Below are 23,978 nucleotides of genomic sequence, written 5' to 3'. Positions count from 1 at the left end.
CCTCAGGCTGGGGCGTGCGCGCGGCATCACCGACAGATCGGATCTCGTATGACCGCACTCACCCTCGACGGCGTCGCCACCGCGACCCAGGTCAAGCTCGAACTCACGGAGCGCGTGCGCGCGCTGGCCGCCCAGGGAATCGTACCCGGGCTCGGCACCCTGCTCGTCGGCGACGACCCGGGCTCACGCTCCTACGTGGCCGGCAAGCACCGCGACTGCGCGGAGGTGGGCATCGAGTCCATCCGGATCGACCTGCCCGGCTCGGCCACCTCGGCGGATGTGCGCGCCGCGATCGCCGACCTCAACGCCGCCCGCGACGTGACCGGCTATATCATCCAGCTGCCGCTGCCCGTCGGCCACAACGAGAACGCCATGCTCGAGCTGATGGACCCGGCCAAGGACGCCGACGGCCTGCACCCCACCAACCTCGGCCGTCTGGTGCTGGGCATCGAGGGTGAGCTCAGCTCGCCGCTGCCCTGCACCCCGGCCGGCATCGTGGAGCTGCTGCGCCGGTACAACGTGCCGATCGCCGGCAGGAACGTCGTCGTCATCGGCCGCGGCCTCACCGTGGGCCGCCCGCTGGGCCTGCTCTTCACCCGGAAGGGTCTGGACGCCACCGTGACCCTGACGCACTCCCGCACCGTGGACCTGGCCGCCGAGGTGCGCCGCGCCGACATCGTCGTGGCCGCCGTGGGCCAGCCGCACCTGGTGCAGGCAGACTGGATCAAGCCGGGCGCCGCGGTGCTCGACGTGGGCATCACCCGGGTGGAGAACCCGGAGACCGGTACGGGCCAGCTCACCGGAGACGTGCACCCCGACGTGGCCTCGGTGGCCGGCTACCTCTCACCCAACCCCCGCGGGGTGGGCCCGATGACCCGCGCGATGCTCCTGGCCAACGTGGTCAAGGCTTCCGAGCGCCTCCTCAAGTCCTAACCCCCCCCTTCCGCGAACTGTGAGTTAAGCCCCACAATCGCGCCGTTTTGGGTGCTTAAGTCACAGTTCGCGGGGGTGGTTCAGGTCGCGAGGCGGTGCAGGGCCGCGTGGCCCAGGTACGACTGGGCGTTGTGGCGGATGCCGTCGATCTCGTCGGGCGTGAGGGCCCGGCGCACCTTGGCCGGCACGCCGGCCACGAGGGAGCCCTGCGGCACGATGGTGCCCTCGAGCACCACGGCGCCCGCGGCCACGAGGGAGCCGGCGCCGATGACGGCGCCGTTCAGCACCGTGGCGGCCATGCCGATCAGCGCGCCGTCCTCGACCGTGCAGCCGTGCAGCACGGCGCCGTGGCCCACCGACACGTCGCGGCCCACGGTCAGCGGGAAGCCGCTGTCGACGTGGCAGGAGACGTTGTCTTGCAGGTTGGAGCCCGCGCCGATGCGGATGGGTTCGGCCTCGGCGCGCAGCACCGCGTTGTACCAGACATTGGCCAGCTCGGCCAGGCTCACGTTGCCCACCAGCACGGCGCCGGCGGCGACGAAAGCACTCTCGGCCACCTGCGGTCCCGGGCGGTCGGGCAGGGTGAGGAGGCGGGCGGCGCTGTCGGCGGTCATGGCTCCAGCCTAGCCATCCGGCGGTCGGTTGGGCCCGCAACCGGTTTCTCCGGGCCGCTGCCGAGGGCGCGCCGGAGAAAAGGAGAAAGTGAGCAAAAAAGGACGGAACACGGCATTTCGTCCTTTTTTCCGAACTATGTCCTTTTTTGCGATCGAGCCGCCGTTCGGGCGACGGGCGCAGGGGCTTCGTGCGTGGGCAGATGCTGGGCTCTAAGATGCAGGGATGGTGAACACCGCACATCCGGTCGTCGAGAAGGTGCGCCTGGCGCTGAACGCTCAGGGCCTCGACCCCGACATCCGCTGGTTCGACGACGCGGCCACGACGGCTGTCGCGGCTGCCGCTGCGCTGGGCACCGAAGTGGGCGCCATCGCGAACTCCCTGGTCTTCACCCTCGACGGGGCCCCGCTGTTGGTACTCACCTCCGGGGCGCACCGGGTGGACACGGCCTGGCTGGGGGAGCGGCTCGGCGGCACCATCGGCCGCGCGTCGAAGGACCTCGTGAAGGAGGCCACCGGACAGGTGATCGGCGGGGTCGCGCCGCTCGGGCATCCGGCGCCGATTCACACCCTGGTCGACGAGGATCTCGCCGGCTACCCCGTGGTCTGGGCCGCGGCGGGGCACGCGCACACGGTCTTCCCCACCACGTTCGCCGAGCTGCTGCGCCTCACCGGGGGCGAGGCGACCCCCGTCGTTCCGCCGAAATAGGCGTCCGACACCCGCCTTCGACACACTGGAACCGTCCGGGGTCGCTCGGGCAGGTCGTCGAGGCGGATCTTCGGAGCTTCACTCACTCGAAGCTTGGGTGGATCGTCGACTGCCTGCCATCGATCTCGGGGCCGGTCGACGATGGATGATCCGTGACGCGGCTGATCACGCGCTCCATGTGCTCGCGGTCCTGCACGGACATCTTGGCCAAGACTCTCTCGGCTGCCTGTGCGCGGCGTTCTCGCTTGAGAGCGTTTCGCGCTTTGACGAGAGCCCACTGAAACTCCATCCGGATGCAGCTGGTGTCGTAGCCGTGCAGTAGGTCGTGGGCGACGTACCCGACGAGGGCCTCGGCCAAGTTCAGCTGCGCGCGTCTGAGCAGCAGGTCGGACGCCAAGTACGGCGGGGCGATGAACCCGGTCAGTGCAGAGAGCAGCACCTCGGCGTCGAGTGCGCGGCACGCGGCGCCATCGGGTGCGAACTCCCGCTCGGCGGCAAGCAGGGTACGTTCGTCGTCTGTGAGGTATCTGTCGACTTCGGCGGGGATGTAGGCGCGCAGGTCCTGTTCGACCTGCTGCACGTGGCGGCGTCTGATGCCCGTGCTCTCGTCGAAGGCGCCGCCAAAGACGGTGTGGATGACGTCGTGGATGCTGGGGGTCGGCTCGTTCATGTAGACATCGTGAGCCGAGCCACCGACACTCGGGGCGACCGGAGGCCCAAGTGCGGACTTCCCGCCTTCGCTGGTGAAACGAAGGTGGGAAGTCCGCAACTCAATCGCGGACGTTCCTCAGGTCCTCAGGACAGGCGGGCGGCCCCGGCCGCGGCGCGCACCACGAACATGTCGGGAGCGGTGTAACCCGCCGCGACGAAAGCCGACGCGACGGCCTGCTGCACGGCGGGGATGAGCGCGTGCGGCGTGAGCGCGATGGCCGAACCCCCGAAGCCGCCGCCGGTCATCCGGGCGCCGACGGCTCCCGCCGCGCGGGCGGTCTCCACCGCGAGGTCGAGCTCGGCGACCGAGATTTCGAAGTCGTCGCGCATCGAGGCGTGCGAGGCATCCAGCAGTGCGCCGATGGCACCGGGACCCTCCTCGCGCAGCACCCGCACGGTGTCGAGCACCCGCTGGTTCTCGGTGAGGATGTGCCGTACCCTGCGGAAGGTCGCGTCGTCGAGGGTCGTGGCGGCGCGGGGCAGGTCGTCCACCGTGAGGTCGCGGAGCGACGACACGCCCATCAGCCGGGCGCCCGTCTCGCAGGACGCCCGGCGTGCGGCATAGCCGCCGGTGGCGTGCGCGTGGCTGACCTTGGTGTCGATCACGAGCAGCTCGAGGCCGGCGTCGTCGAAGCCGAGCGGGATGACCTCGGACTCGAAGCTACGGCAGTCCAGGAACACGGCCGAGTCGGTCTGGCCGAGCAGCGACGCCGACTGATCGAGGATGCCCGTGGGCGCGCCGACGACCCTGTTCTCGGCCAGCTGGCCCACCCGCACCAGCACCTGCTTGTCGAAGCCGAGGTTCCAGACCTCGTCCAGGGCCACGGCGGTGGCGCACTCGATCGCGGCGGAGGAGGACAGCCCGGCGCCGATCGGCACATCGGAGTCGATGAAGGCGTCGAAGCCGGTCACGGCCGACAGGTCGGCACCCTTCTGACCGAGCGCCCAGGCCACGCCCAACGGATACGCCGACCAGCCCGACACGGCCTCGGGGGAGAGCTCGTCGAGGGAGATCTCCACGACCTCGTCGGTGAACGAACTGGCGACCCGCAGCATCCGGTCAACGCGCACGGCGAGGGCGACGACGGCGCGGCGGTTGATCGCGAAGGGGAACACGAACCCGTCGTTGTAGTCGGTGTGCTCGCCGATCAGGTTGACCCGGCCGGGGCCGAACCACAAGCCGTCGGCGTCGCGGTCGAACCGGTCGCGGAATCCGCTCAAAACATTCTGCGTCTCGGTCACGAGTGGGCCTCTCCGGTGGTGCTGGTGGATTCTGCAGCCGCATCCGCGGCGTCCGAGCGCACGATCGCGGCCCGAATGTTGTCGGCGGCCTGTTCGGGCATGACATCGCCGATCCAGGCGCCCATGGCGGCCTCGGAGCCGGCCAGGAACTTCAGTTTGTCCTCGGCCCGGCGCGGGCTGGTGAGCTGCAGCATCAGGCGGATGTCGCCCCGGTGCACGTTGACCGGCGCCTGGTGCCACGCGCCGATGTACGGCGTGGGCGTGGAGTAGAGCTGGTCGATGCCGCGCAGCAGCCGGCGGTACAGCACCGCGAGCTCGTCGCGCTCGGCCAGGGTGGTGCCGGCGAAGTCGGGCACATGGCGGTGCGGCAGCATGTGCACCTCGACGGGCCAGCGGGCGGCGAACGGAACGAAGGCCGTCCAGTGCTCGCCCCGCAGGACGACCCGGTCGCCAGCCTGCTCGCTGGCCAGGATGTCGGCGAAGAGGGTGGGGCCGTAGCTTTCGATCGAGTCGATCAGCCGCTGGGTGCGCGGGGTGACGTAGGGGTAGGAGTAGATCTGGCCGTGTGGGTGGTGCAGCGTGACGCCGATGGCCTCGCCGCGGTTCTCGAACGGGAACACCTGCTCGATGCCCGGCATCTGCGAGAGCTTGTGGGTTCGCTCGGCCCAGGCCTCGATCACGGTGCGGGCGCGGGTGACCGAGAGGCTGCCGAACGAGCCCTCGGTGGCGGGGCTGAAGCAGACCACCTCGCAGCGGCCGACCGAGGTGCGGATGCGCCCCAGCCCGATTGTGCGCAGGTCGTCCAGGCCGGTGGGAGCGTCGTCGTCGGTGAGGAGCGGCCCGAACGAGGGCGACTTGTTCTCGAACACGGCGACGTCGTAGTTGCTGGGCACCTCGGAGGGGTTCTCCGGGGTGGAGGGGGCGAGCGGGTCGAGGTGCGCCGGCGGCAGGAACACCCGGTTCTGCCGGGCCGCGGCGATGGAGACCCACTCACCGCTGAGCGGGTCCTGGCGCATGAGCGCGTTCGCGGGGCGGGGGCCGAGCTCGCGCAGGTCGGGCGCGCGGTCGGGCGACAGGGTGGTGTCGGGGTCATCGAAGTAGATGAGCTCGCGGCCGTCGGCCAGGGTGTGCGGATGACGCGCGATGCCGGCGTCGGCGACGAAGTCTGGGGTGTTGGTGAGGTCAGTCATAGCGGAATCAACGCTAGCCGATTTGCGCAACCGAAACCAGTGCTTGCGTATTGAAAAGCGAGGCAAAATAGGTGAAGATTGCGGTATGGCCTCAGTGGAACATCCGACCGACCGGGAGGCGTTGCCCGCGCACCAGCGCCGGGAGCAGATCCAGCGGCTCGTCGACGAACGCGGCTTCGTGCGCGTCAGCGAGCTCAGTGACACCTTCGGGGTCTCCGGCGTCACCGCCCGCGCCGACCTCGACCAGCTGGAGAGCGCCGGCTCGCTCACCCGGATCCACGGCGGTGCGGTACCGGTCGGGATCTCCACGACGAGCCGGCCCGACCGGGAGTTCTCCTTCGAGGAGGCCCTGGCCTCCTCGGTGATCCCCAAGCAGCAGATCGGCGAGCTGGCCGCTTCCCTGGTCGCCAGCAGCCAGAGTGTGATCCTCGACGTGGGCACCACCACCCTCGCGATCGCCCGGGCACTGGTGGCCCGCACCGACCTCACCGACGTCGTGGTGATCACCAACGGGCTGAGCATCGCCCTGGCCCTCGAACCAGCCATCCCGCGGTTCACCGTGATCGTCACCGGCGGCTCGCTCCGCCCGCTGCAGCACTCCCTGGTCGACCCGCTCGCGGCCACCGTGCTCAGCCAGGTGCACGCCGACCTGGCCTTCATCGGTTGCAACGGAGTCGACGTGGACGGCGGCGTCACGAACATCAACCTGCCGGAGGCCGGCGTCAAGACCCTGATGCTCGCCGCCGCGGCGCGCGCGATCATCGTGGCCGACGGTGCCAAACTGGGGCACGTGCACCTGGGCCGGATCGGTCCGCTTGCCGCCTTCGACACCCTGGTGACGGATGCGGCCGCCGACCCGCTCACCGTGGCCCCGCTCCGAGAGGCCGGCCTCGCCGTGCTCCAACCTCACTGATTCGAAAAGACCACCATGCAGCTTGCCGCCGCCACCGGAACCCAATATGTGCTCAGCCTGCAGACCCCGCACGGGCGTGCGACGGCGACCATCACCGAGGTGGCCGCCGGTATCCGTGAATATGCGTTGGGCGGCATAGACCTGGTGGAGGGCTTCGCCGCCGAGGCGGTGCCGCCGCTCGGCGCCGGAACGGTGCTGGTGCCCTGGCCCAACCGCATCCGCGACGCCATCTGGACCCAGCAGGGCGTGCGGCACCTGCTGACCATCACCGAGCCGGCCCAGCTGAACGCCATCCACGGCCTGCTCGCCCACACCGCCTACCGGCTCGTCGCCCGGAGTGAGCGTGAGGTGACCCTCGCGGCCACGGTGTACCCGCAGTCCGGCTACCCCTACCAGCTGGACACCACCGTCACGTACACGCTCACGGCCGACGGCCTGGCCGTCAGCCACCGCATCCGCAACGTCGGCGGCGAGAACGCCCCGGTGGCGCTGGGCACCCACCCGTACCTCAAGATCGGCGACGTGCCCACCGGCGACCTCGTTCTGCGCCTCAACGCGACCAGCCACATCGACGTGGACCACCGGCTCAACCCGGTCGGCGTCTCCCCGGTGGCTGGCACCCGGTTCGACCTGCGCGCCGGCGCCCGGGTGGCCGACCTCGACCTCGACGACGGCTTCGGCGGCGTCATGGTGCACAACGGCCGCGGCGAGCATTCCCTCACCGCGCCCGACGGCCGTCGGGTCACCCTCTGGGGTGACGAGAACATGGCCTACGTGCAGGCCTTCACGCCGCGCAACTTCCCGGTGCGCATTAAGGGCGTGCGCACGGGCGAATCCACCCGACTCGGCCAGGCCGTGGCGATCGAGCCGATGACGGCTCCGGCGGATGCCTTCAACTCCGGCCAGGGCCTGCGTTGGCTGGCTCCCGGCGAGGACTGGGTGGTTCGCTGGGGAATCACCCCGACGGGTTTCGCAGCCTGAGCAACCCGGCTTAGGGTGGCGGGAGCGCAGCGCCCGCCGCACTCTCACCCGACGAGGAACGACCAGACCCATGGCAGCACCGTCCCTGACCGCACCCGCCCCGCCCGCGCCGGCCCCGCGAGCACCGCTCAGCCCCACCGACGAGGCCCGTCGAGTAGCCCTGGTGGGCATGAAACGGCTCGCGCTGGGCCTGCTGCTGACCATGGCCGTGATCTTCGCGGTGTCGTTCGCCCTCGAGGACCGCTACCCGTGGCTGGAGTACGTGCGCGCCGCGGCCGAGGGCGGCATGGTCGGCGCGATCGCCGACTGGTTCGCCGTCACCGCCCTGTTCCGCTACCCGATGGGGCTCCGCATCCCGCACACCAACATCATCGCCAACCGCAAGGACGAGATCGGCGCGAACCTCGGCGAATTCGTCGAGTCGAACTTCCTCTCCGACGCCGTGGTGCGCGGCAAGCTCGAGTCCATCGGAATCTCCCGACGGTTGGGCGCCTGGCTGGTGCAGCCGGCGAATGCCGAACGACTCACCGACGAGCTTGCCCACGCCGGAACCGGGCTGCTCGACCTGCTCAGTGACGACGACATCAAGGACCTGCTCGAGGGCGTCGCCCGCGAACACCTGCTGGAACCCTCGTGGGCGCCGAGCCTCGGCCGGCTGGGCGAGAACCTGGTGGTCTCCGGCCGGCACCACGCCGCGGTGGACCTGCTGGTGGACAAGGCCCAGAGCTGGCTGCAGACCCACCCGGAGGCCTTCGGGACCTCCGTGTCGACCCGGCTACCCCGATGGCTGCCCGGCTTCGTCGGCGAGATGGTCGACGACAAGGCCTACCGCGAGGTGCTCGGATTCGTGGCGACGGTGCAGGCCGACCCCGGCCATCCGTTGCGCGAAGCGATCGACCGCTACCTGGCCGAGCTGATGGACGACCTGCAGCATGACGAGACCATGATCGACAGGGTCGAGGTGCTCAAGCTCGAGCTGGTCGACAACGCCAAACTGCGCGAGTTCGCCGGCGACGCGTGGGAGTCGGTGAAGCAGTCCCTGCTGACCGCCCTGGCCGATCCGCAGAGCGCCGTGCGCACCGGCATTACCTCGACCGTGCTGGATGTGGGTGGCCGGCTGGTACGCGACGAATCGCTGGGCGCCCGCATCGACCGGTGGCTGGCGGATGCGGCCGGCTACGTGCTGCAGAAGTACCGGCACGAGATCGCCGGCGTGATCACCGAGACCGTGGAGCGCTGGGACCCGGCCGAGACCACCGAGAAGATCGAATTGCAGGTCGGCAAGGACCTGCAGTTCATCCGGATCAACGGCACCGTTGTCGGAGCGCTGGCCGGGCTGCTGATCTTCACCCTGGCCCAGGGCGCGGTGGTTCTCTTCGGCCTGTGAGCCATACTTAAGCTGTGGAGAACGGTTCGGACGACACGGAGGGCACTGCCGCCCCTGGCTCGGCAACGCCCTCCACCGGGCGGATCGTGGACGAGGGGATGCTCATCGCCCTCTCCGCCGTGCGGATGGCCCTGAAAAACCGCATCATCGTTGCCGCGCTCCGCGATCACAACGACTACGACCCCACCCTCTACGCCAGCCTCGCCCGGGAGGAACTGCACGAGGTGGCCCGGCAGAACGACGAGGACTCCACCCGGGTCAAACGCCTCGGCTCCCACCTGTCGCGCACGACCAGGTCGGGCAAGGGCCGGGAGGTGGAGAACCAGCGCAGGGACGTCGTGCGGCTGGGTCGCCGGCGAACCCTGCACGATCACGTCGCCGAACGGCTCCGGGAGATCGCCGCCGACGACACCAGGGTGGCCGGAATCGTCGAGAAGGCGCGCGCGGATGCCCTACAGGAGATCAATGACGCGCTCGCTGACCGGCTGCTGGCCCAGAAGATCGATCCGCGCCAGCCCGGCTACGAGGCCGCGCGCGCCGAGCGGATGCGCGCGGTCGGCAAGATCGACCTGGCCGCGCTGGCCAAGCGCACCCGCCACACCGACTAAGGCACACCGACCGGCCGCCGTTCGCTACGCTCGAAGGGTGGATACCCAGTCAATTCAGACCTTTCTCGATGACAGCGATTTTTCCGGCGTGGTGTTGGTGCGTGACGGCGACCGCACCATCTTTGAGGCGGCCCGCGGGTTCGCCACCCCGCGCTGGCAGGTGCCCAACACCCTGGACACCCGGTTTGACACGGCGTCGATCACCAAGCTCTTCACCAGCGTCGCCGTTCTGCAGCAGGTGGATGCCGGCCGGCTCGACCTCGAGGCGTCGATCCACGAGTACGTCGACCTGGGCGGCAGCTCGATCGGCACCGACGTCACCCTGCTGCACCTGCTCACACACACCAGCGGCATCGCCGACGACGTGGACGAGGAAGCCGGCGAGGAGTACGACGCGTTCTGGGCGGCGACTCCCAACTACTCGCTGATCGAGACCAGCGACTTCCTGCCGCTGTTCGCCGACAAGCCGCGTCTGGCGCCGCCCGGGGTGCAGTGCGAAGACAACAACGTCGGCTACATCCTCGCCGGCCTCGCCGTGGAGAAGGTCTCCGGCCTCTCCTACCGCGACTACGTGCGTGAGGAGGTCTTCGCCCGCGCAGGCATGGCCGACTCCGGCTTCTTCGACCGCCGCGACGCCGTGGAACGGGTCGCGGAAGGCTGGGACCGTCGCAAGGACGGCAGCTGGATCTCGAACACCTACAGTTCCCCGGCCATCGGCTCGCCCGACAGCGGCGCGCACAGCACGGCCGGCGACTTGATGAACTTCCTCAACGCGGTGCGCGGGGGCCAACTGCTCTCCAAGGAGTACACCGAGGAATTCTTCACCCCGCAGGTGGACTACGACGACGACGTGAAGTACGGCTTCGGCCTGGAGTTCGACCTCGACGACAACGGCGCCGTGCGTTCGTACTACAAGGACGGCGTCAACGCCGGCGCCAGCGGCATCCTGCGGCACTACCCCAAGAGCGGCCTCGACGTGGTCGTGCTCAGCAACGCCGAAGAGGGCGCCTGGGACCTGGTGGTGGAGATCGACGCCCAGTTGTAGCCGGGCCGAGGTGGTGGATGCGGCGGTGGGTCAGGCCGTGGGCGCGGGCAGGGGGCAGCGCAACTGGGTGCGCTCGCCGCTGCGGTCGATGTCGTGCTCGGTCATCGGCTCCCCGCAGAGCGGGCAGCGGGCCACCGGGCGTTCCTGCACCGGCACCTCGTCATCGTACGGTCCCAGCGGCGGCGGGCCGATGAACGGCAACAGTCGACCGTTCAGCCACGCCGTGAAACCGCCGGCCTCCTTGATGGTCGGTTTGCGCTTCTTGGCTGACGTCATAATGGTTAGTGTACTAACGAAATGGGTTGTGACCCACGAATGCCCGATCCACGAATGCCCGACCCTGGAGTTGCGATGACCGAACCGAACGTTCTCGCGTTGGAGAACCAGGTCTGCTTCGCCCTCACCGTGGCCGCGCGCACCACCGTGGCGTTGTACAAGCCGATCCTGGAGCCGTTGGGCCTTACGCACCCGCAGTATCTGGTGATGCTGGCGCTGTGGGAGAAGAACCCGCGCACGCTTCGCAGCCTGGCCGACGCGCTCCGGTTGGAGCCGGCCACGCTGTCACCGCTGCTCAAGCGGCTGGAGGCGACCGGCCACATCCGCCGGGGCCGCTCGGCGACCGACGAGCGCGCGCTGCAGGTCACGCTGACCGAGCACGGCCACCGGCTGCGACGGATCGCCGAGACCATCCCGGAGCGGGTGGCCCGTTCCCTGGAAATGCCGCCCGAGAGCCTGGTCACGCTGCGGGACAGCCTCAATGAGGTCATCCGCGCCACGACGAGCGCGGCCCGGTAACCCGAACCGGGCGCCGGCGCCCTGGAACTGACGTCGCCGAGGCGCCCCGCCGCGGACGCGTTGCCCTGCTGTGTGGGGGGCAATTCGTCCGGATGAGGGTAGCTCGGGTGCGCGACGGCCCGCTGCGGGCGCCGGAGTCGTACGCTGGCAACATGCAGAAGATCTCGATCGATGCCCTCGCCCGGCAGCAGCTCGCCGCGGCCACCTTGGCCAGCAGCGGCCGGGCAGCCGACACCGTCTATGGCGGACACGAGAAGGTGCTCAGGCAGACCGTGATCGGTCTGACCAAGGGCACCGTCCTGGCCGAACACGACAACCCCGGTGACGCCACGATCTTCGTGGTCACCGGCCGGGTGCGCCTTGTCGTGGGGAAGGACTCCTGGCAGGCGCGCACCGGCGACCTGCTCCTCGTGCCCAACGCCCGGCACAGCCTCGAAGCCGAAGAGGATGCCGCCATCATGCTGACCATCGCGAAACGGCCCTGACGAGCCGACCGCGCGCCGCGGATGCGCCGAGGTGCCCCGGTTCGGACGAGATACCCCGATCCGCGGGGGCACCTTGCCCGGACGGGGGCAGCTCGGTGCGGGAGTGGGCTACTGCGGTGCGGCGGGCCAGCCCAGGGCCAGCTCGGTGGCGGCGGCGCTCGCCGCGGTGACGTCCTCGGCGCTGCCGCCATTCCTTGCCGCGGCCAGCCCCACCAGGAACAGGCTCAGCGGAGCGGCCGGACGGGCCACGTTGTGCGCCACGTCGCGGGCCACGTCGAGCAGCAGCCCGGTGGGAACCAGGTCGGCGTCGAGTCCCAGTCGGGCCGCCAGGGCGGCCAGCCACTCGTCGAGGGCTTCGGGAGGGAGCGGGGTATTGGTGCTCATGGTGTCACTCCTCGGTGGCGGTGGCGGTGGCAGATGTGGGGGCGGATACGGCTGTGGCTGTGGCTGTGGCTGTGGCAGATGCGGATGCGGGGGCGGACGCGGCACCGTGAGCGGAGGCCGCTTCGCCGGACTCGGGCCGGGCGCCGGCTGCCACCGGCTGGGCCACCGGCAGTTGGGCGGCATCGAAGCGGCCGGACTCGGCGTCGATGGTGAGTACCCGGCCGATCAACGGCTCGCCCGTGCCCGTGATCAGGCGGATGGCCTCCGCGGCCAGGAACGCTCCGGCCTGGCCGCGCAGCGCGCCGAGAACGCCGGGGTCGGCGGCGGCGACCGGGGCGGACGCATCCGTGCCGAAGAAGTCGCGCAGCCGGGTGGAGCGCTGGCCGCTTCGCCGCGGCGGGCTCGACCAGAACACCGACAGTTCGGCATTGCCGCGGGCCACGGAGCCCCACACCAGCGGCAGCCCGAGGGTCGCGCAGGTGTCGCCCACCAGGAACGGCTGAGGGGTGAGGTCGCTGCCGTCAAGCACCAGATCGTAGCCGCCGAGGATGCGCGCGGCGGACTCGGCCGTGAGGTCCTCGTCGTGCGCCGTCACAGCGGTGTCGGGGGAGAGGGTCAGGATGGTCGTGGTCGCGAGCACCAGGGCGTCGACATCCAGCGGGCCCACGTCGGCGAGCCCGATCGTGCCTACGCCGGCGGCCGCCAGGGAGCGCACGGCGGGCGCGCTGAGCCCGGTGGTGCCGAGCACCAGCACTCGGGCGGCGGCGAGGCGGCGGTGCCCGACGTCGTCGATCGGGGGCAGCCGCAGCTGAGGCAGGCTGCGCACCTGTGAGAGGCGTGCGGTTTCGGTCGGGCTGAGCGGGCCGGTGGGCTCGACAAGAGGGGGAAGTGCCATGACACCACGGTACGCGGCAATCGTCCCCGGACGGCCCACGCCGCCCCGAACTCCCCTTGCTTCCCGCGCTCCCCGTTTCCCGCGCTTCCCGGTTTCCGCGCTCCCCGGGTTCCGCGCTTCCCGCGCTCCCCGTTTCCCGCGCTTCCCGGTTTCCGCGCTCCCCTCGCCTGACGTGAGTGCAACGCCCGCTCGCGGCACCGCCAGTTCGCGAGAGCGGCCGTGTGGTCGCCTCAGCGGTGCTGACGCAGCCACAGTCCCGCTCTCGCGTGCGACCCGCCCGGGGAGCGGCGCTGAGGCCACCCGTTGAGGCAGATGGAGGTTTAGGCTCGAAGGGAGGTCCCGCTGCGCCCCGGCACACTCGGACCGCACTCCCGAGGAGGGCACCCATGAGCAGAGTCACGGCACGCCGCAAGATCACCCGGCTCACGGTGGGCCACGCGCCCATCCGCCGAGAAGACGTCCTCGCGGTCGAGGAACCGCTCGAGCTGCGGGTCAACGGCCGCTCGCTCGCGGTCACCATGCGCACCCCCGGCCACGACGTCGACCTCGCCGCGGGGTTCCTCGTCTCGGAGGGCATCATCAGCCAGGGCGAGCACCTCGCGACCGCTCGCTATTGCGCCGGCGCTACCGCCGAGGGCGTGAACACCTACAACGTGCTCGACCTGCGCCTGGCCCCGGGCGTGGCCGCGCCCGACCCGAGCACGCAGCGCAACTTCCTCACCACGAGCTCCTGCGGCCTGTGCGGCAAAGAGAGCATCGACGCCGTGCGCACCAAGTCCACCTGGGACGTGCGGGCGGATGCTGTGCGCATCGACGCGGAGATGCTCATCGGATTCCCCGACAAGCTGCGCGAGGCGCAGGCGGTGTTCGAGAAGACCGGTGGACTGCACGCGGCCGCGCTGTTCGATGCCGGCACGGGCGAGATGCTGGTGCTGCGCGAAGACGTGGGCCGGCACAACGCCGTGGACAAGGTGATCGGCTGGGCGGTCAAGGAGAACCTGTTGCCGCTGCGCGGCACCGTGCTGATGGTGACCAGTCGGGCCAGCTTCGAACTGGCACAGAAAGCCCTGATGGCGGGCATCCCGGTGCTCGCCGCGGTATCGGCGCCGTCATCGCTCGCCGCCGAGTTTGCGCACGAGGTGGGCCTCACCCTGGTCGGCTTCCTCCGCGGCGACTCCATGGTCATCTACGCCGGCGAGGAACGCATCACCCAGGGCGAGCTAGCCGCCGTGTAACCGTCCCCGCCCTGACTCGCCCACTTTTGCTAGTCCGCACCCTGCCGGACTAGCCAAATTGGGCGACCCATCCCGCTGTGGCGCAGCTTGGCTCAGGTCGCGCCCTGTCCCAGGCCATGACTCGCCCACTTTTGTGAGTCCGAACACTCCCGCACTAGCCAAAATGGGCGAGTCATCAAAAGGCTGGGGCGGGACCCGGCTCGGCTCAGCTCAGGACGGGCACACCGGCCTCGTGCGGGATGAACCGCACGCTCATGGCCTTGTAGCCGGGGGTGTTCGACTCCCGGGCCACGAGCTCCCGGTGCATCAGCTGGTTCGCCTCGGGGAAGTACGCAGCAGCGCAGCCCCGCGGGGTGGGATACACCACCAGCCGGAACTTGTCGGCCCGGCGCTCCTGCCCGCCGAAAGTGCTGATCACGTCTACAAGGTCGCGGTCCGCGAAACCCAGCTCGGTGACATCATCGGCATGGATCAGGATCACCCGGCGGCCATCCTTGATGCCCCGGTAGCGGTCATCCAGCCCGTAGAAGGTGGTGTTGTACTGGTCGTGGCTGCGCATGGTCTGCAAAATGAGGTGTCCGGGCGGCGGGGTGAGGTACTCCAACGGGCTCACCGTGAACCGGGCCCGGCCGATGTCGGTGGCGAAGCTGCGGGTGTCGCGCGGCGGGTTGGGCAGCACGAAGCCGTTCTTGTCGCGCAACCGCTTGTTGAAGTCCTCGAAGCCGGGCAGCACCCGGGAGACATGGTCGCGGATGACGTCGTAGTCCTCGGCCATCGCCTTCCAGCCCACCGGATGGTCGTCGCCGAGCGTGGCCCGGGCCATCCGTGCCACGATCACCGGCTCGGCCAGCAGGTGCTCCGACACCGGGGCGAGCCGGCCCTGGGTGGAGTGCACCATCGACATCGAGTCCTCCACCGAGAGCACCTGCCGGCCCGACGGATGCTTGTCATCGGTGTCGGTGCGGCCGAGCGTGGGCAGGATCAGCGAGGTGACCCCGTGCATCACATGCGACCGGTTGGGCTTGGTGGAAATGTGCACCGTCAGGCCCACCCGCTGCATCGCGGCCTCGAGGGCGTCGGTGTCGCTGCAGGCGAGGGCGAAGTTGCCGCCCATCGACACGAACACGTCCACGGCGTCGTTCTCGAACGCCTCGACGGTGTTGACCGAGTCGAGGCCGTGCTCGCGCGGCGACACGATGCCGAACTCGGCGTCGAGCGCGGCGAGCATGGCCTCCTTGGGCTTCTCCCACACGCCCATGGTGCGGTCACCTTGCACGTTGGAGTGCCCGCGCACCGGGCAGGCGCCGGCACCCGGCTTGCCGAAGTTGCCCTGCAGCAGGAGCAGGTTGATGATCTCCTTGAGCGTGTTCACCGAGTGCGGCTGCTGGGTGAGGCCCAGCGCCCAGCAGATGATGGTGGCCTTCGACGCGGCCATCATCTTCGCGACGACGCCGATCTCCAGGCGCGACAGCCCGGTGGCCTTCTCGGTTTCGACCCAGTCGATCTCGGAGCGTGCGGTGCGGTAGGCCTCGATGCCGTCGGTGTTGGCGTCGATGAACTCCCGGTCCACCACGGAGCCGGGCACCCGGGCCTCTTCCTCGAGCAGCAGGTGGCCCAGCGCCTGGAACAGGGCCAGGTCGCCGCCCACCTTGATCTGCAGGAACTCGTCGGCCAGTGGAACGCCGCCGCCGAGCAGCCCGGTGGGGGTCTGCGGGTCCTTGAAGTTGAACAACCCGGCCTCCGGCAGCGGGTTCACGGCGACGACCTTGCCGCCGTTGGCCTTGCACTCGGCCAGGGCGGAGAGCATCCGCGGGTGGTTGGTGCCCGGGTTCTGGCCCACCACCAGGATCAGTTCGGCTACGTGGATGTCGTCGAGCGACACGGTGCCCTTGCCGATGCCGATCGTGGGGTTCAACGCCGACCCGGAGGATTCGTGGCACATGTTCGAGCAGTCGGGCAGGTTGTTGGTGCCGATCGAGCGGGCGAACAGTTGGTACAGGAACGCGGTCTCGTTGGCGGTGCGGCCCGAGGTGTAGAACACGGTGCGCTCGGGGGTGGTGGCGCGGATCTTCTCGCCGATCAGCGTGAATGCGTCTTCCCAGGCGATGGGGGAGTAGTGGGTGTCGCCGGGGCGTACCACCACGGGCTGCGCGATGCGGCCCTGGTTGCCCAGCCAGTATTCGGTCTTGCCGGCCAGGTCGGCGAGCGAGTGCTCGGCCCAGAACGCGGCATCCACGGTGCGGAGAGTGTTCTCCTCGGCCACGGCCTTCGCGCCGTTCTCGCAGAACTCCGCGGTCTTGCGGTGCCCGGTGGACTCCGGCCAGGCGCAGCCGGGGCAGTCGGTGCCGTTTCGCTGGTTGAGCCGCAAGAGGGCCCGCGTGGTGCGGCTCACGCCGGCCTGGGCGATGCCGCGGTCCAGCGCCACGACCACCGCCTCGAGGCCGGCGGCGGCCTTCTTCGGGGTGCCGATAACGAGGTCGTCTTCGTTGATGTCCTTGACCGGTGCGCGACGTGTCATGGGTCCATCCTGCTCCTGTCGGAGCCGGATGCTGACCTGCACCCGCGCGCGTTTTCGGGTTTTACCGGGTGAAACGGATGCCTACGCGGCCAACCCGTGCGACCGGCGACCGTCCGCTCCCACGTTGCCGGCGGCCACATCGGTGCCGTCGGGAACCCGGGTGTCCCGGTCCAGGCGGACACCGGCGGCGATGCGCACGTTGCGGCCGATGCGCACATGGCTACCTAGGTGGGCGCCGCCGGCGACGAGGCTGCCCTCGCCGATGTGCACATTTTGGCCGATGAACACCTTGTCGCCGACGACAACGTCGTGGTCGATCCAACTGCCGGGTCCGACCCACGATTCCCGACCCACCCGCGCACCGGATTCGATGTACGCGGACTCGGAAATGAACGCGCTCGGTTGCACGCTCGATTTGCCGGACACCCAGCCGTTGCCGTTGGGGTGCCTGCGGTACTTCTCGATGACTCCGGTGTCGACTTCGACGTCAATGTTTTTGCGCACTGGTTCTCCTCCCGTGGCGCTCGCTGTGTGCGTCACTCGGCTGCGGCACGCACGATATGCGGCTGAGGCCGTACCCCAGCAGAACAGACCGTGCGTCAACACGGGGAGAAACACCGGGTTCTCGCAGCACATTCCGTGCGGGCGCCCAGTCCCAGCGAACTGCCGGGTTCGTCCCGCCGGGTCGGCGCGCATCGGGGGCTGCGCCGATCGTGCCACGGCCTGATGCTGCCCGTATCGACGGAAGGAGGCGGGCATGTCGCTGGACGCAGGCACCGTGACCGCCGAGCAGCGCACCGAGCTACTCAACTACGAGGTCGCCCAGTTCGCGGCCGAGGGCTGGACGGTCAGCAGCGTGGCCGGCAGCCAGGCCGCGCTGCAGCGCACCAAACGGATCCGGTTCTGGCTGAACGTGTTTCTGACCTTCGTCACCCGGGGGCTGTGGCTGTTCGTCGTCGCTCTGAGCATCCTCACCCGCAAGGTCGAGTCGCCGATCCTCACCGTGGATCACTACGGCAGGGTCAAACGACGCTTTCCCCGCCCCTGGCGGCCGTGGGCCAGGGACACCTGGTCACACTGAATGACCCTGAAAGTGGGCCCCGTCGGGCTCGAACCGACGGCCCAAGGATGAGAAATGGATGGTTCTCGGGCTCTCGCTCGTAGGTCATTTTCGGCCGGGGCTGGCCGGTGGCGGCCACGCCGGACGGGACGTAGGTCGTCCCTCAGACAGCACCGGTGGGCGTGCCAGACTGTTTGGTGCGGATGTCCCGCGCCGTCATCCCGGTCGCCCGCCGCAGGGCCTTGCTCAGAGTCGATGGGTCAAGCATCCCCACCGCCCTCGCGACGTGGGCTATCGGGAGGTCCGTCGTGCCCAGGAGCGAGGTGGCCAGGGCAAGTCGCTTCTCGCGGAATACCGCCGCGGGAGTCGACCCGAACTCCTCGAAACATTCATGGACCGCACGAGAGGAGACCCCGTGCGCCCGCGCGAGACTCGACACGGAGAGCGCTGGATCGTGCAGCCGCAGTTCGATATCGCTGCACAGTGCGGCGAACAGGTACGTGTGATCGAGGCGGCGCCGGCGACGGGGGTGGTTCCGCGTCATTATCGCCGCGAGCAGTCCCGTCGTGATTCGACCCATCTGCTGCGCGTCATCGATCAACGGGAGCGCTCGCAGGTACGACCGAGAGAGATTGCGTAGTGCGCGGTATTCGCAGTCGGTGCGTGCATCAAACGCTTCCGGATACGCCAGGGCCATCTGAGAGTCGGGGAATCCGAACAGAGCCAGAGGCGCGTGGAAGACCAAGACTTCGCTTCGACCGTCGCTTCGGAGATCGAAGGGACGGTCGGAGAAGTAGATCGCCCCCTGGCCGGGCCCGAGCCGAGCGGTGGTGCCACGCTGCGCCACGATGCTCGTCCCCCTCAACTGCATGGTGAGGAGCACGACCCCTCGGCTGGAGTGGGCGATGAGCCGAGGCGTGCGGCGCAGGCTGACGGGTTCCGAGCGCACCAGGGTGATTGCGGCCACCCCGGCAGACTTCTGCTCGACGCTGCCTCGCAGGGCCGGAGTGTCAACGCTCGTGATCGCCAGAGGCACGAAAGAGCCAGAGACTGCCGCCTCGAAAGCGGCCGCGTTCGATACCTCGATTCGGGCCATGGTCGAGACTCTCACGGATATTGTTTCCGGGAGGTAACGAGATCATTACGCAGGCGTTTCGTTGCTAGCTCGGCGCAGATCTTGCCGGGTATCGGTCGGGATTACGCGTCCTGCGGCGTTGGGCACGCTCGTAACCTGATGCTCGGACAGCGCAGAGGCGACGTCCGCACACTCGAAAGCCAGGGAGACCAGCGATGCCAGATTCAACCCGTATTGCCACCGTTCAAGCGGAGCCGGTGTGGTTCGACCTCGCGGCGACCACTGACAAGACGCTCGACCTCATCGCCGACGCCGCTCGTGGCGGCGCTCAGCTCGTCGCCTTCCCGGAGACATGGCTCCCGGGGTACCCGCTCTTCCTCTGGAGCCACACGCCCGCGGACCAGGTCTCGTTCGTTGCCGGCTACCACCTGAACTCCGTCGATGTGAACGGGGCAGAGATCCAGCGGATCCGTCAGAGTGCTCGCGCCAACCAGATCTGGGTGGTGCTCGGTATCAGCGAGCGGTTGCACGGCACCCTATACATCTCTCAGCTCATCATTGACGACGAGGGCGTCGTGCGCCTGCACCGGCGCAAGCTCAAGCCGACTCACGTAGAGCGCTCCCTGTTCGGTGAGGGCGACGGCTCGGGACTTCAGGTTGTCGAGACGCCGTTCGGACGCGTTGGCGGCCTCAACTGCTGGGAGCACCTACAACCGCTTGTGAAGTTCGCGATGTACGCCCAGAACGAGCAGATCCACGTGGCCTCATGGCCGTGCTTCAGCATCCCGGCCCATCACTACACGTTGACATCCGACGCCTCCTTGGCCGCGAGTCAGACCTACGCGATGGAGGGGGGCTGCTTCGTCCTGGTCGCGAACCAGGTCATGACGGCGGTCGGCGCCCAGCGGCTGGGCGTGCCGGTCGAGATCCTCGCCGCCGGCGCCGGAGCGGGGGTCGCTCGCGTCTATGGACCCGACGGGTCGCCTCTCACCGAACTGCTCGACGCCGACCAGGAAGGTCTCGTCTTCGCCGATCTCAACCTTGCCGCCGTCGCGGCTGCCAAAGCCTACGCCGACCCTGTCGGACACTACGCGCGTCCCGACGTGTTCCGACTCACGGTGGATCGGTCCGCCCGTGTTCCCGCGCATCTGACCGATGCCGAGCCTACGGCGGGATCCGCGGCCGCCTCAGCGGCGTTCACTGACCTCCCGCTGGCCTCGACCAGCTGAGGCCCGGCGATGTGGTGTCGAAGTCCTCCCGCGCGACAAGGATGTGAAGAGTGGGCCCCGTCGGGCTCGAACCGACGACCCAAGGATTAAAAGTCCTTTGCTCTACCAACTGAGCTAGAGGCCCGCGGTTAATAACTTAGCGTGGATTCGCGGACGGTTTTTTTGACTAGCGTGGATGCATCCGCCAGAGACGCCGGCACGCCAACACCCACACATCCGGCGGCGTACCCGACTACGCTGCCGCAAAGCCCAGGAGGAGAGCGATGGTCAACGATTTTCACAAACCCACCCAGTTCTCGGGTGCGAAGTTCGAGTCGATGATGGGCGGCGAAGATCCCGCTCAGATCAGCCGGATCGCGCACGAGACCGCGCAGGCGCTGATCAACCGGGTGCGGGAGAGCCCGGACCCCGCCGTTGTGGAGCGTCTGGTGGCGTACACCGACGAGCACGGCATCGACGCCGTGGCGGAGTTGTGGTCCCGCGCCACGCCGCGCAGCCTGCCCGGAGCGCTGTGGCGCATCTACCTGGTGCGGTTGCTGATCCGGCAGGATGCCGACGGCACGGCCTACCTCTACCAGCGGGGCATCGATGTCGCGGTCACCATCGATCCTCTCGTCGCGGGCGCCGCGGTGCCGACCGGGCCGGCCGAGATCATCCTGCTCGCCGACGAGATCCTCCGCGGCGTGTTCACCGGCGACTTCGGCATCGCCCTGGACCGGGCGGCCGCATTCTGCCGGGTGATCGGCGCCGGCTGCGCGAGCGTGGCCGACGATTTCGACAGCACCGAACCCGGTCGCTCCAGCGAGCTGACCACCCGCGCGCTGCGATTCTCCACCACCGCGTCGGAATTCGGCTCCTGCGCCCGGCTGTGGCGCAGCGACTCCCTGGAATAGGCGATGGGCGGCATCCGGGAATGAACTCTCAGCCGATGTCGTTTACACTGGATGCTGGCCGGACCGCAGTAACCCCGGGCTCCAATATTCGCCGTCTAGAACGGCCTCGCGCCGAGAGGCGTTCTGCGGTCCGGCCTTCACTCTGCTCTCTGGATGGCGGCGCAGGTTCGTCACAGGGTCACAACAATTTTCGCTCCAGACCAATCCAGCGGGGACTCGGTACCGAACCCTCATCATGGAAGGGGACTGGACCTGACATGCTGGATCTCATGACTGCTGAATTCGACCTCGACGCCTCGTCGACAGCGCCTTCGAAAGAAGAGCTGCTCGCCCGGGTGGCCGATGGCGACCAAACGGCTTTCGGAGAGCTATACGACCAGATCGCTCCGCGGGTGCTTGGCTTGGTCAAGCGCGTGCTGATCGATCACGCGCAGTCCGAAGAAGTGACCCAGGAGATTTTTCTGGAGATCTGGCAGACGGCTTCGCGGTATGAGTCACAGCGTGGCGGGGCTTCGACCTGGATCATGACCATGGCGCACCGACGTGCGATCGACCGGATTCGGTCGTCGCAGGCCGGACGCGACCGGGACACCAAGATCGGCATCCGCGACCTCGCGGTGCCGTATGACCACGTCGCCGAAACCGTCGAGGTGAAAATCGAGCATGAAAGGGTGGAGAAGGCGATGTCCAGACTGACCGAACTGCAACGGCAGGCCGTAAGCCTGTCGTACTTCAGCGGTTACAGTCACCGTGAAGTCGCCGACTACCTCCACATTCCGCTCGGCACCGTCAAGACCCGGCTACGCGACGGGTTAATCCGTCTGCGAGATGAACTGGGGGTGGCGTCTTGAACGACACCGGCAAGCCCAACAACAACGTGACCGGCAACGGTTCCGCCGAGAACCCGGCCGACCTGGCCGGCGCCTACGCGCTGAACGCGCTCACCGCCGAGGAAGCCGCCGAATACGAGCGCTACATGGCCCGGTCAGAGCAGGCGCGCATCGAAGCGGCCGAACTCAGCGACACGGCCGTGGCCCTGGGCCTGGCGGTCGCCCCCGTTGAACCCTCCAGCGCTCTCAGGGCCAGCCTGATGGCTCAGATCGCCAGCACCCCGCAGCTCGCACCGAGCGCCGCGCCGGCCGTGCCGGTCGAGGCCGTGCCGGTCGACCCCGCCGATCCCGCCGTCCCGATGGATGCGCCGCCCGCGGCCATCCCGATCGGCTCCGGACGCCGCTCCGCGGCCACCCCGGCCTCCGAGACCACCCCGGTGACTTCGGCCGGATCCGGTTCGGCCGCCGAGCGGGCCCAACGACGCTGGTTCCAACGCCCGACCGGGTACCTCGTCGCGGCGGCGGCCGCGGTCGCCCTCTTTGTGACCGGCACCTTCGCCGGCCAGGCGATCTACGGTGATCCCAGTCGGGAGTTCGTCCAGGAGCAGGCCGCCGGCCTCGCCGAGATCAACGCGGCCGCCGACACCCAGCGCGCGTCGACCCAGACCGCCGACGGCCAGGACGCCACCCTCGTCTGGTCGGGTGACCTCGGCCTGTCCGCGATCATCGTCGACGATCTGCCCGCCCTCGGCGATGACAAGGATTACCAGCTCTGGTACATCGGCGCGGCCGGACCGGTCTCGGCCGGCACGTTCGACTCCGATGGCTCCGGTACCGCTTGGCGGGTGCTCGACGGCACCATGACCGCCGGCGACACCGTGGGCGTCACCGTGGAACCCAAGGGCGGCTCCGAACAGCCCACCACCGACCCGATCGTGGCCATCCAGAGCTGACCCACTCGCCGCGAGAAGGCATTTGGGGCCGGTGTTGCCTGACCAGACTGGCCTCAACTGTCTTCTCGCTCGCCGCCGTGGCGCCGAGAGGGCATTTGGCGTCAGTGTTGGTGCTTCGGACTGCCCTCAACTGTCTTCTCGCTCGTCGCACGGCGAGCGGGACGGGTTCCGCGGGCCGACGACGACGGGTGGGTAGGCTCAGTGCATGACCCTGCCCTTCACCTTGCTCATCGACCCGGAGCCCGCCGACTCCACCCGCACGGATTTCGTGGAGACCTTCCACGAGATCGATTCCGGCGCCCCGGCGTTGCGGGTGGCAGAGTTGAGCACCCAGCGCGGTGATGGCATCTTCGAGACCCTCAGTGTGGTCAACGGGCATCCTCAGGAGATCGAACCGCACATCAACCGGCTGATCAACTCGGCGCAGATCTGCGACCTGCCGGTGCCCAACCCCGCCCAGTGGCGGGCCGCGATCGCTTACGCGGTCGAGAGGATCCCCGGCGAGGGCGAGCTGGCGCTCAAGTTCGTGCTCAGCCGCGGCGTCGAGCACGGGCCGGCGCCCACCGCCTGGCTGCATGCCACGCGCGCGGCGGACTTCCGTGCGGTACGCGAGAACGGCATCAGGGTGATCACCCTCGACCGGGGCTACCCGCGCGGCGTCGCCGAGCAGGCGCCCTGGCTGCTGATGGGCGCCAAGACCCTCAGCTACGCGATCAACATGGCGGCCCTGCGCGAGGCCAAGCGCCGCGGTGCCGACGACACCATCTTCCTCACCCACGACGGTTTCGTCATGGAGGGCCCCACCTCGAGCGTGATCCTCCGCATCGACGACCGTTACATCACCCCGGCGCCGAGCGGCGCCATCCTGCACGGCACCACTCAGCAGAGCGTGTTCGAGTACCTCACCGTGCACGGCGAGAGCGTCGAGTACCGTGACGTCACCATCGACGAGCTGCGGGCGGCGGATGCGGCGTGGCTGGTCTCCAGCGTGCGCCTCGCGGTCGCCGTGACCGCCCTGGACGGCGAGGAGTTCCCGCACGACGACGAGCTCACCCGCACCCTGAACGCGTCCCTGCTGGCCCGCACCGGGTCCTAGCGGCGGTAGTCCCTTCCGCTTTCGCGACATGACGCTTCCGCGAGAGCGGGGGTGTGGTTGCTTCGGGGCGCTGTGGTGACCGTTTGGCCGCTTTCGCGACCTGACGAGTATGGCGGGGACCGCGGGGGACCGCAGGGGCTGCGGACACGACCAAGACGCACAACCGCCCGGGCGACCGTGGGGTCGACCGGGCGGCGGAG

Annotated in this window: 26 protein-coding genes and 1 tRNA gene; 16 read left to right on the top strand and 11 right to left on the bottom strand. The window is 69.1% G+C overall.

The annotated features are described in order from the left end of the window. Nucleotides 1-48: 48 nt before the first annotated feature. Entirely contained in the window at nt 49-933 is an 885-nt protein-coding gene (locus BJQ95_RS14990) for a bifunctional methylenetetrahydrofolate dehydrogenase/methenyltetrahydrofolate cyclohydrolase (protein ID WP_130177754.1), read from the top strand. A gap of 80 nt (nt 934-1,013) precedes the next feature. Here BJQ95_RS14990 and BJQ95_RS14985 read toward each other — a convergent pair whose 3' ends face one another. Continuing rightward, nucleotides 1,014-1,547: a gamma carbonic anhydrase family protein gene (locus tag BJQ95_RS14985; RefSeq protein WP_130177753.1), complete on the bottom strand. Its 534-nt coding sequence runs from the start codon at nt 1,545-1,547 to the stop codon at nt 1,014-1,016. Between the two features lie 223 nt (nt 1,548-1,770). Between BJQ95_RS14985 and BJQ95_RS14980 the strand changes: the two genes are divergently transcribed. Further along, entirely contained in the window at nt 1,771-2,253 is a 483-nt protein-coding gene (locus BJQ95_RS14980) for a YbaK/EbsC family protein (protein ID WP_130177752.1), read from the top strand. A gap of 82 nt (nt 2,254-2,335) precedes the next feature. Here the strand turns inward: BJQ95_RS14980 and BJQ95_RS14975 are convergent, their stop codons facing one another. From BJQ95_RS14975 to galT, 3 genes are all read right to left on the bottom strand, one after another. Continuing rightward, on the bottom strand, nt 2,336-2,923 hold the full coding sequence (locus BJQ95_RS14975) for a hypothetical protein (protein ID WP_130177751.1): 588 nt from the start codon (nt 2,921-2,923) through the stop codon (nt 2,336-2,338). Nucleotides 2,924-3,048: 125 nt separating this feature from the next. Further along, nucleotides 3,049-4,206 carry a galactokinase gene (gene galK, locus BJQ95_RS14970; RefSeq protein ID WP_130177750.1) on the bottom strand — a complete coding sequence of 386 codons (1,158 nt, stop codon included), beginning with the start codon at nt 4,204-4,206 and terminating at the stop codon, nt 3,049-3,051. Continuing rightward, nucleotides 4,203-5,396, bottom strand: a complete 1,194-nt coding sequence (gene galT, locus BJQ95_RS14965; protein WP_130177749.1) for a galactose-1-phosphate uridylyltransferase — start codon at nt 5,394-5,396, stop codon at nt 4,203-4,205. The genes galK and galT overlap by 4 nt, the downstream gene beginning before the upstream one ends. An 85-nt stretch (nt 5,397-5,481) precedes the next feature. On the opposite strand from galT, the gene BJQ95_RS14960 reads away from it, so the two are divergent. The 5 genes from BJQ95_RS14960 (at nt 5,482) to BJQ95_RS14940 (ending at nt 10,330) form a co-directional block, all read left to right on the top strand. Continuing rightward, nucleotides 5,482-6,309, top strand: a complete 828-nt coding sequence (locus tag BJQ95_RS14960; protein WP_130177748.1) for a DeoR/GlpR family DNA-binding transcription regulator — start codon at nt 5,482-5,484, stop codon at nt 6,307-6,309. 15 nt (nt 6,310-6,324) lie between these two features. Then, nucleotides 6,325-7,290, top strand: coding sequence for an aldose 1-epimerase family protein (locus BJQ95_RS14955; RefSeq protein WP_130177747.1), 966 nt, complete (start codon nt 6,325-6,327; stop codon nt 7,288-7,290). A gap of 70 nt (nt 7,291-7,360) precedes the next feature. Further along, nucleotides 7,361-8,677, top strand: a complete 1,317-nt coding sequence (locus BJQ95_RS14950; RefSeq protein ID WP_256041403.1) for a DUF445 domain-containing protein — start codon at nt 7,361-7,363, stop codon at nt 8,675-8,677. 14 nt (nt 8,678-8,691) lie between these two features. After that, nucleotides 8,692-9,285 carry a hypothetical protein gene (locus BJQ95_RS14945; RefSeq protein WP_130177745.1) on the top strand — a complete coding sequence of 198 codons (594 nt, stop codon included), beginning with the start codon at nt 8,692-8,694 and terminating at the stop codon, nt 9,283-9,285. A 37-nt stretch (nt 9,286-9,322) separates the two neighbouring features. After that, complete coding sequence (locus tag BJQ95_RS14940; protein ID WP_130177744.1) at nt 9,323-10,330, top strand: serine hydrolase; 1,008 nt, start codon at nt 9,323-9,325, stop codon at nt 10,328-10,330. A 30-nt stretch (nt 10,331-10,360) separates the two neighbouring features. Here the strand turns inward: BJQ95_RS14940 and BJQ95_RS14935 are convergent, their stop codons facing one another. After that, on the bottom strand, nt 10,361-10,606 hold the full coding sequence (locus BJQ95_RS14935; RefSeq protein ID WP_130177743.1) for a hypothetical protein: 246 nt from the start codon (nt 10,604-10,606) through the stop codon (nt 10,361-10,363). Nucleotides 10,607-10,681: 75 nt separating this feature from the next. On the opposite strand from BJQ95_RS14935, the gene BJQ95_RS14930 reads away from it, so the two are divergent. Together BJQ95_RS14930 and BJQ95_RS14925 are read left to right on the top strand one after the other, a co-directional pair. Then, a complete protein-coding gene (locus BJQ95_RS14930) occupies nt 10,682-11,125 on the top strand; it encodes a MarR family winged helix-turn-helix transcriptional regulator (RefSeq protein ID WP_130177742.1) in 444 nt (147 codons plus the stop codon). 152 nt (nt 11,126-11,277) lie between these two features. Further along, nucleotides 11,278-11,610, top strand: coding sequence for a cupin domain-containing protein (locus BJQ95_RS14925; protein ID WP_130177741.1), 333 nt, complete (start codon nt 11,278-11,280; stop codon nt 11,608-11,610). A gap of 108 nt (nt 11,611-11,718) precedes the next feature. Here the strand turns inward: BJQ95_RS14925 and BJQ95_RS14920 are convergent, their stop codons facing one another. Both BJQ95_RS14920 and BJQ95_RS14915 read right to left on the bottom strand, forming a co-directional pair. Next, nucleotides 11,719-11,994, bottom strand: coding sequence for a DUF6457 domain-containing protein (locus tag BJQ95_RS14920; RefSeq protein WP_130177740.1), 276 nt, complete (start codon nt 11,992-11,994; stop codon nt 11,719-11,721). A gap of 4 nt (nt 11,995-11,998) precedes the next feature. Continuing rightward, the gene (locus BJQ95_RS14915; protein ID WP_130177739.1) at nt 11,999-12,889 is read right to left on the bottom strand and encodes a ThiF family adenylyltransferase; all 891 of its coding nucleotides are present in this window, start codon (nt 12,887-12,889) and stop codon (nt 11,999-12,001) included. A gap of 386 nt (nt 12,890-13,275) precedes the next feature. Here BJQ95_RS14915 and fdhD point away from each other — a divergent pair, with 386 nt between their 5' ends. Further along, nucleotides 13,276-14,124 carry a formate dehydrogenase accessory sulfurtransferase FdhD gene (fdhD, locus tag BJQ95_RS14910; protein ID WP_130177738.1) on the top strand — a complete coding sequence of 283 codons (849 nt, stop codon included), beginning with the start codon at nt 13,276-13,278 and terminating at the stop codon, nt 14,122-14,124. 205 nt (nt 14,125-14,329) lie between these two features. Here fdhD and BJQ95_RS14905 read toward each other — a convergent pair whose 3' ends face one another. Further along, nucleotides 14,330-16,642, bottom strand: a complete 2,313-nt coding sequence (locus BJQ95_RS14905) for an FdhF/YdeP family oxidoreductase (protein WP_130177737.1) — start codon at nt 16,640-16,642, stop codon at nt 14,330-14,332. Between the two features lie 81 nt (nt 16,643-16,723). Then, nucleotides 16,724-17,146, bottom strand: coding sequence for a transferase (locus tag BJQ95_RS14900; protein ID WP_165384922.1), 423 nt, complete (start codon nt 17,144-17,146; stop codon nt 16,724-16,726). A gap of 253 nt (nt 17,147-17,399) precedes the next feature. On the opposite strand from BJQ95_RS14900, the gene BJQ95_RS14895 reads away from it, so the two are divergent. Then, a complete protein-coding gene (locus BJQ95_RS14895) occupies nt 17,400-17,723 on the top strand; it encodes a hypothetical protein (protein ID WP_130177735.1) in 324 nt (107 codons plus the stop codon). A 142-nt stretch (nt 17,724-17,865) separates the two neighbouring features. Here BJQ95_RS14895 and BJQ95_RS14890 read toward each other — a convergent pair whose 3' ends face one another. Next, the gene (locus BJQ95_RS14890) at nt 17,866-18,798 is read right to left on the bottom strand and encodes an AraC family transcriptional regulator (RefSeq protein ID WP_130177734.1); all 933 of its coding nucleotides are present in this window, start codon (nt 18,796-18,798) and stop codon (nt 17,866-17,868) included. A gap of 194 nt (nt 18,799-18,992) precedes the next feature. Between BJQ95_RS14890 and BJQ95_RS14885 the strand changes: the two genes are divergently transcribed. After that, the gene (locus BJQ95_RS14885; RefSeq protein WP_130177733.1) at nt 18,993-20,006 is read left to right on the top strand and encodes a carbon-nitrogen hydrolase family protein; all 1,014 of its coding nucleotides are present in this window, start codon (nt 18,993-18,995) and stop codon (nt 20,004-20,006) included. 51 nt (nt 20,007-20,057) lie between these two features. Here the strand turns inward: BJQ95_RS14885 and BJQ95_RS14880 are convergent. Beyond that, nucleotides 20,058-20,130: transfer RNA gene (locus tag BJQ95_RS14880), tRNA-Lys, on the bottom strand. Between the two features lie 139 nt (nt 20,131-20,269). Between BJQ95_RS14880 and BJQ95_RS14875 the strand changes: the two genes are divergently transcribed. From BJQ95_RS14875 to BJQ95_RS14860, 4 genes are all read left to right on the top strand, one after another. Beyond that, nucleotides 20,270-20,899 (top strand): DNA-directed RNA polymerase subunit beta, encoded by a 630-nt coding sequence (locus tag BJQ95_RS14875; protein WP_130177732.1) that lies wholly within the window; start codon nt 20,270-20,272, stop codon nt 20,897-20,899. A gap of 269 nt (nt 20,900-21,168) precedes the next feature. Beyond that, complete coding sequence (locus BJQ95_RS14870; protein ID WP_240694744.1) at nt 21,169-21,750, top strand: sigma-70 family RNA polymerase sigma factor; 582 nt, start codon at nt 21,169-21,171, stop codon at nt 21,748-21,750. Beyond that, complete coding sequence (locus BJQ95_RS14865) at nt 21,747-22,682, top strand: anti-sigma factor domain-containing protein (protein ID WP_240694743.1); 936 nt, start codon at nt 21,747-21,749, stop codon at nt 22,680-22,682. Before BJQ95_RS14870 ends, BJQ95_RS14865 begins: the two co-directional genes overlap by 4 nt. A 205-nt stretch (nt 22,683-22,887) precedes the next feature. Further along, on the top strand, nt 22,888-23,778 hold the full coding sequence (locus BJQ95_RS14860) for an aminodeoxychorismate lyase (RefSeq protein WP_130177730.1): 891 nt from the start codon (nt 22,888-22,890) through the stop codon (nt 23,776-23,778). The last annotated feature ends 200 nt before the right edge of the window (nt 23,779-23,978 follow it).

It is taken from the genome of Cryobacterium sp. SO1, from assembly GCF_004210215.2.
Lineage (GTDB): Bacteria > Actinomycetota > Actinomycetes > Actinomycetales > Microbacteriaceae > Cryobacterium.
Note: the sequence above shows the minus strand (reverse complement) of the source record. Positions and strands in the feature narration are given on the sequence as shown.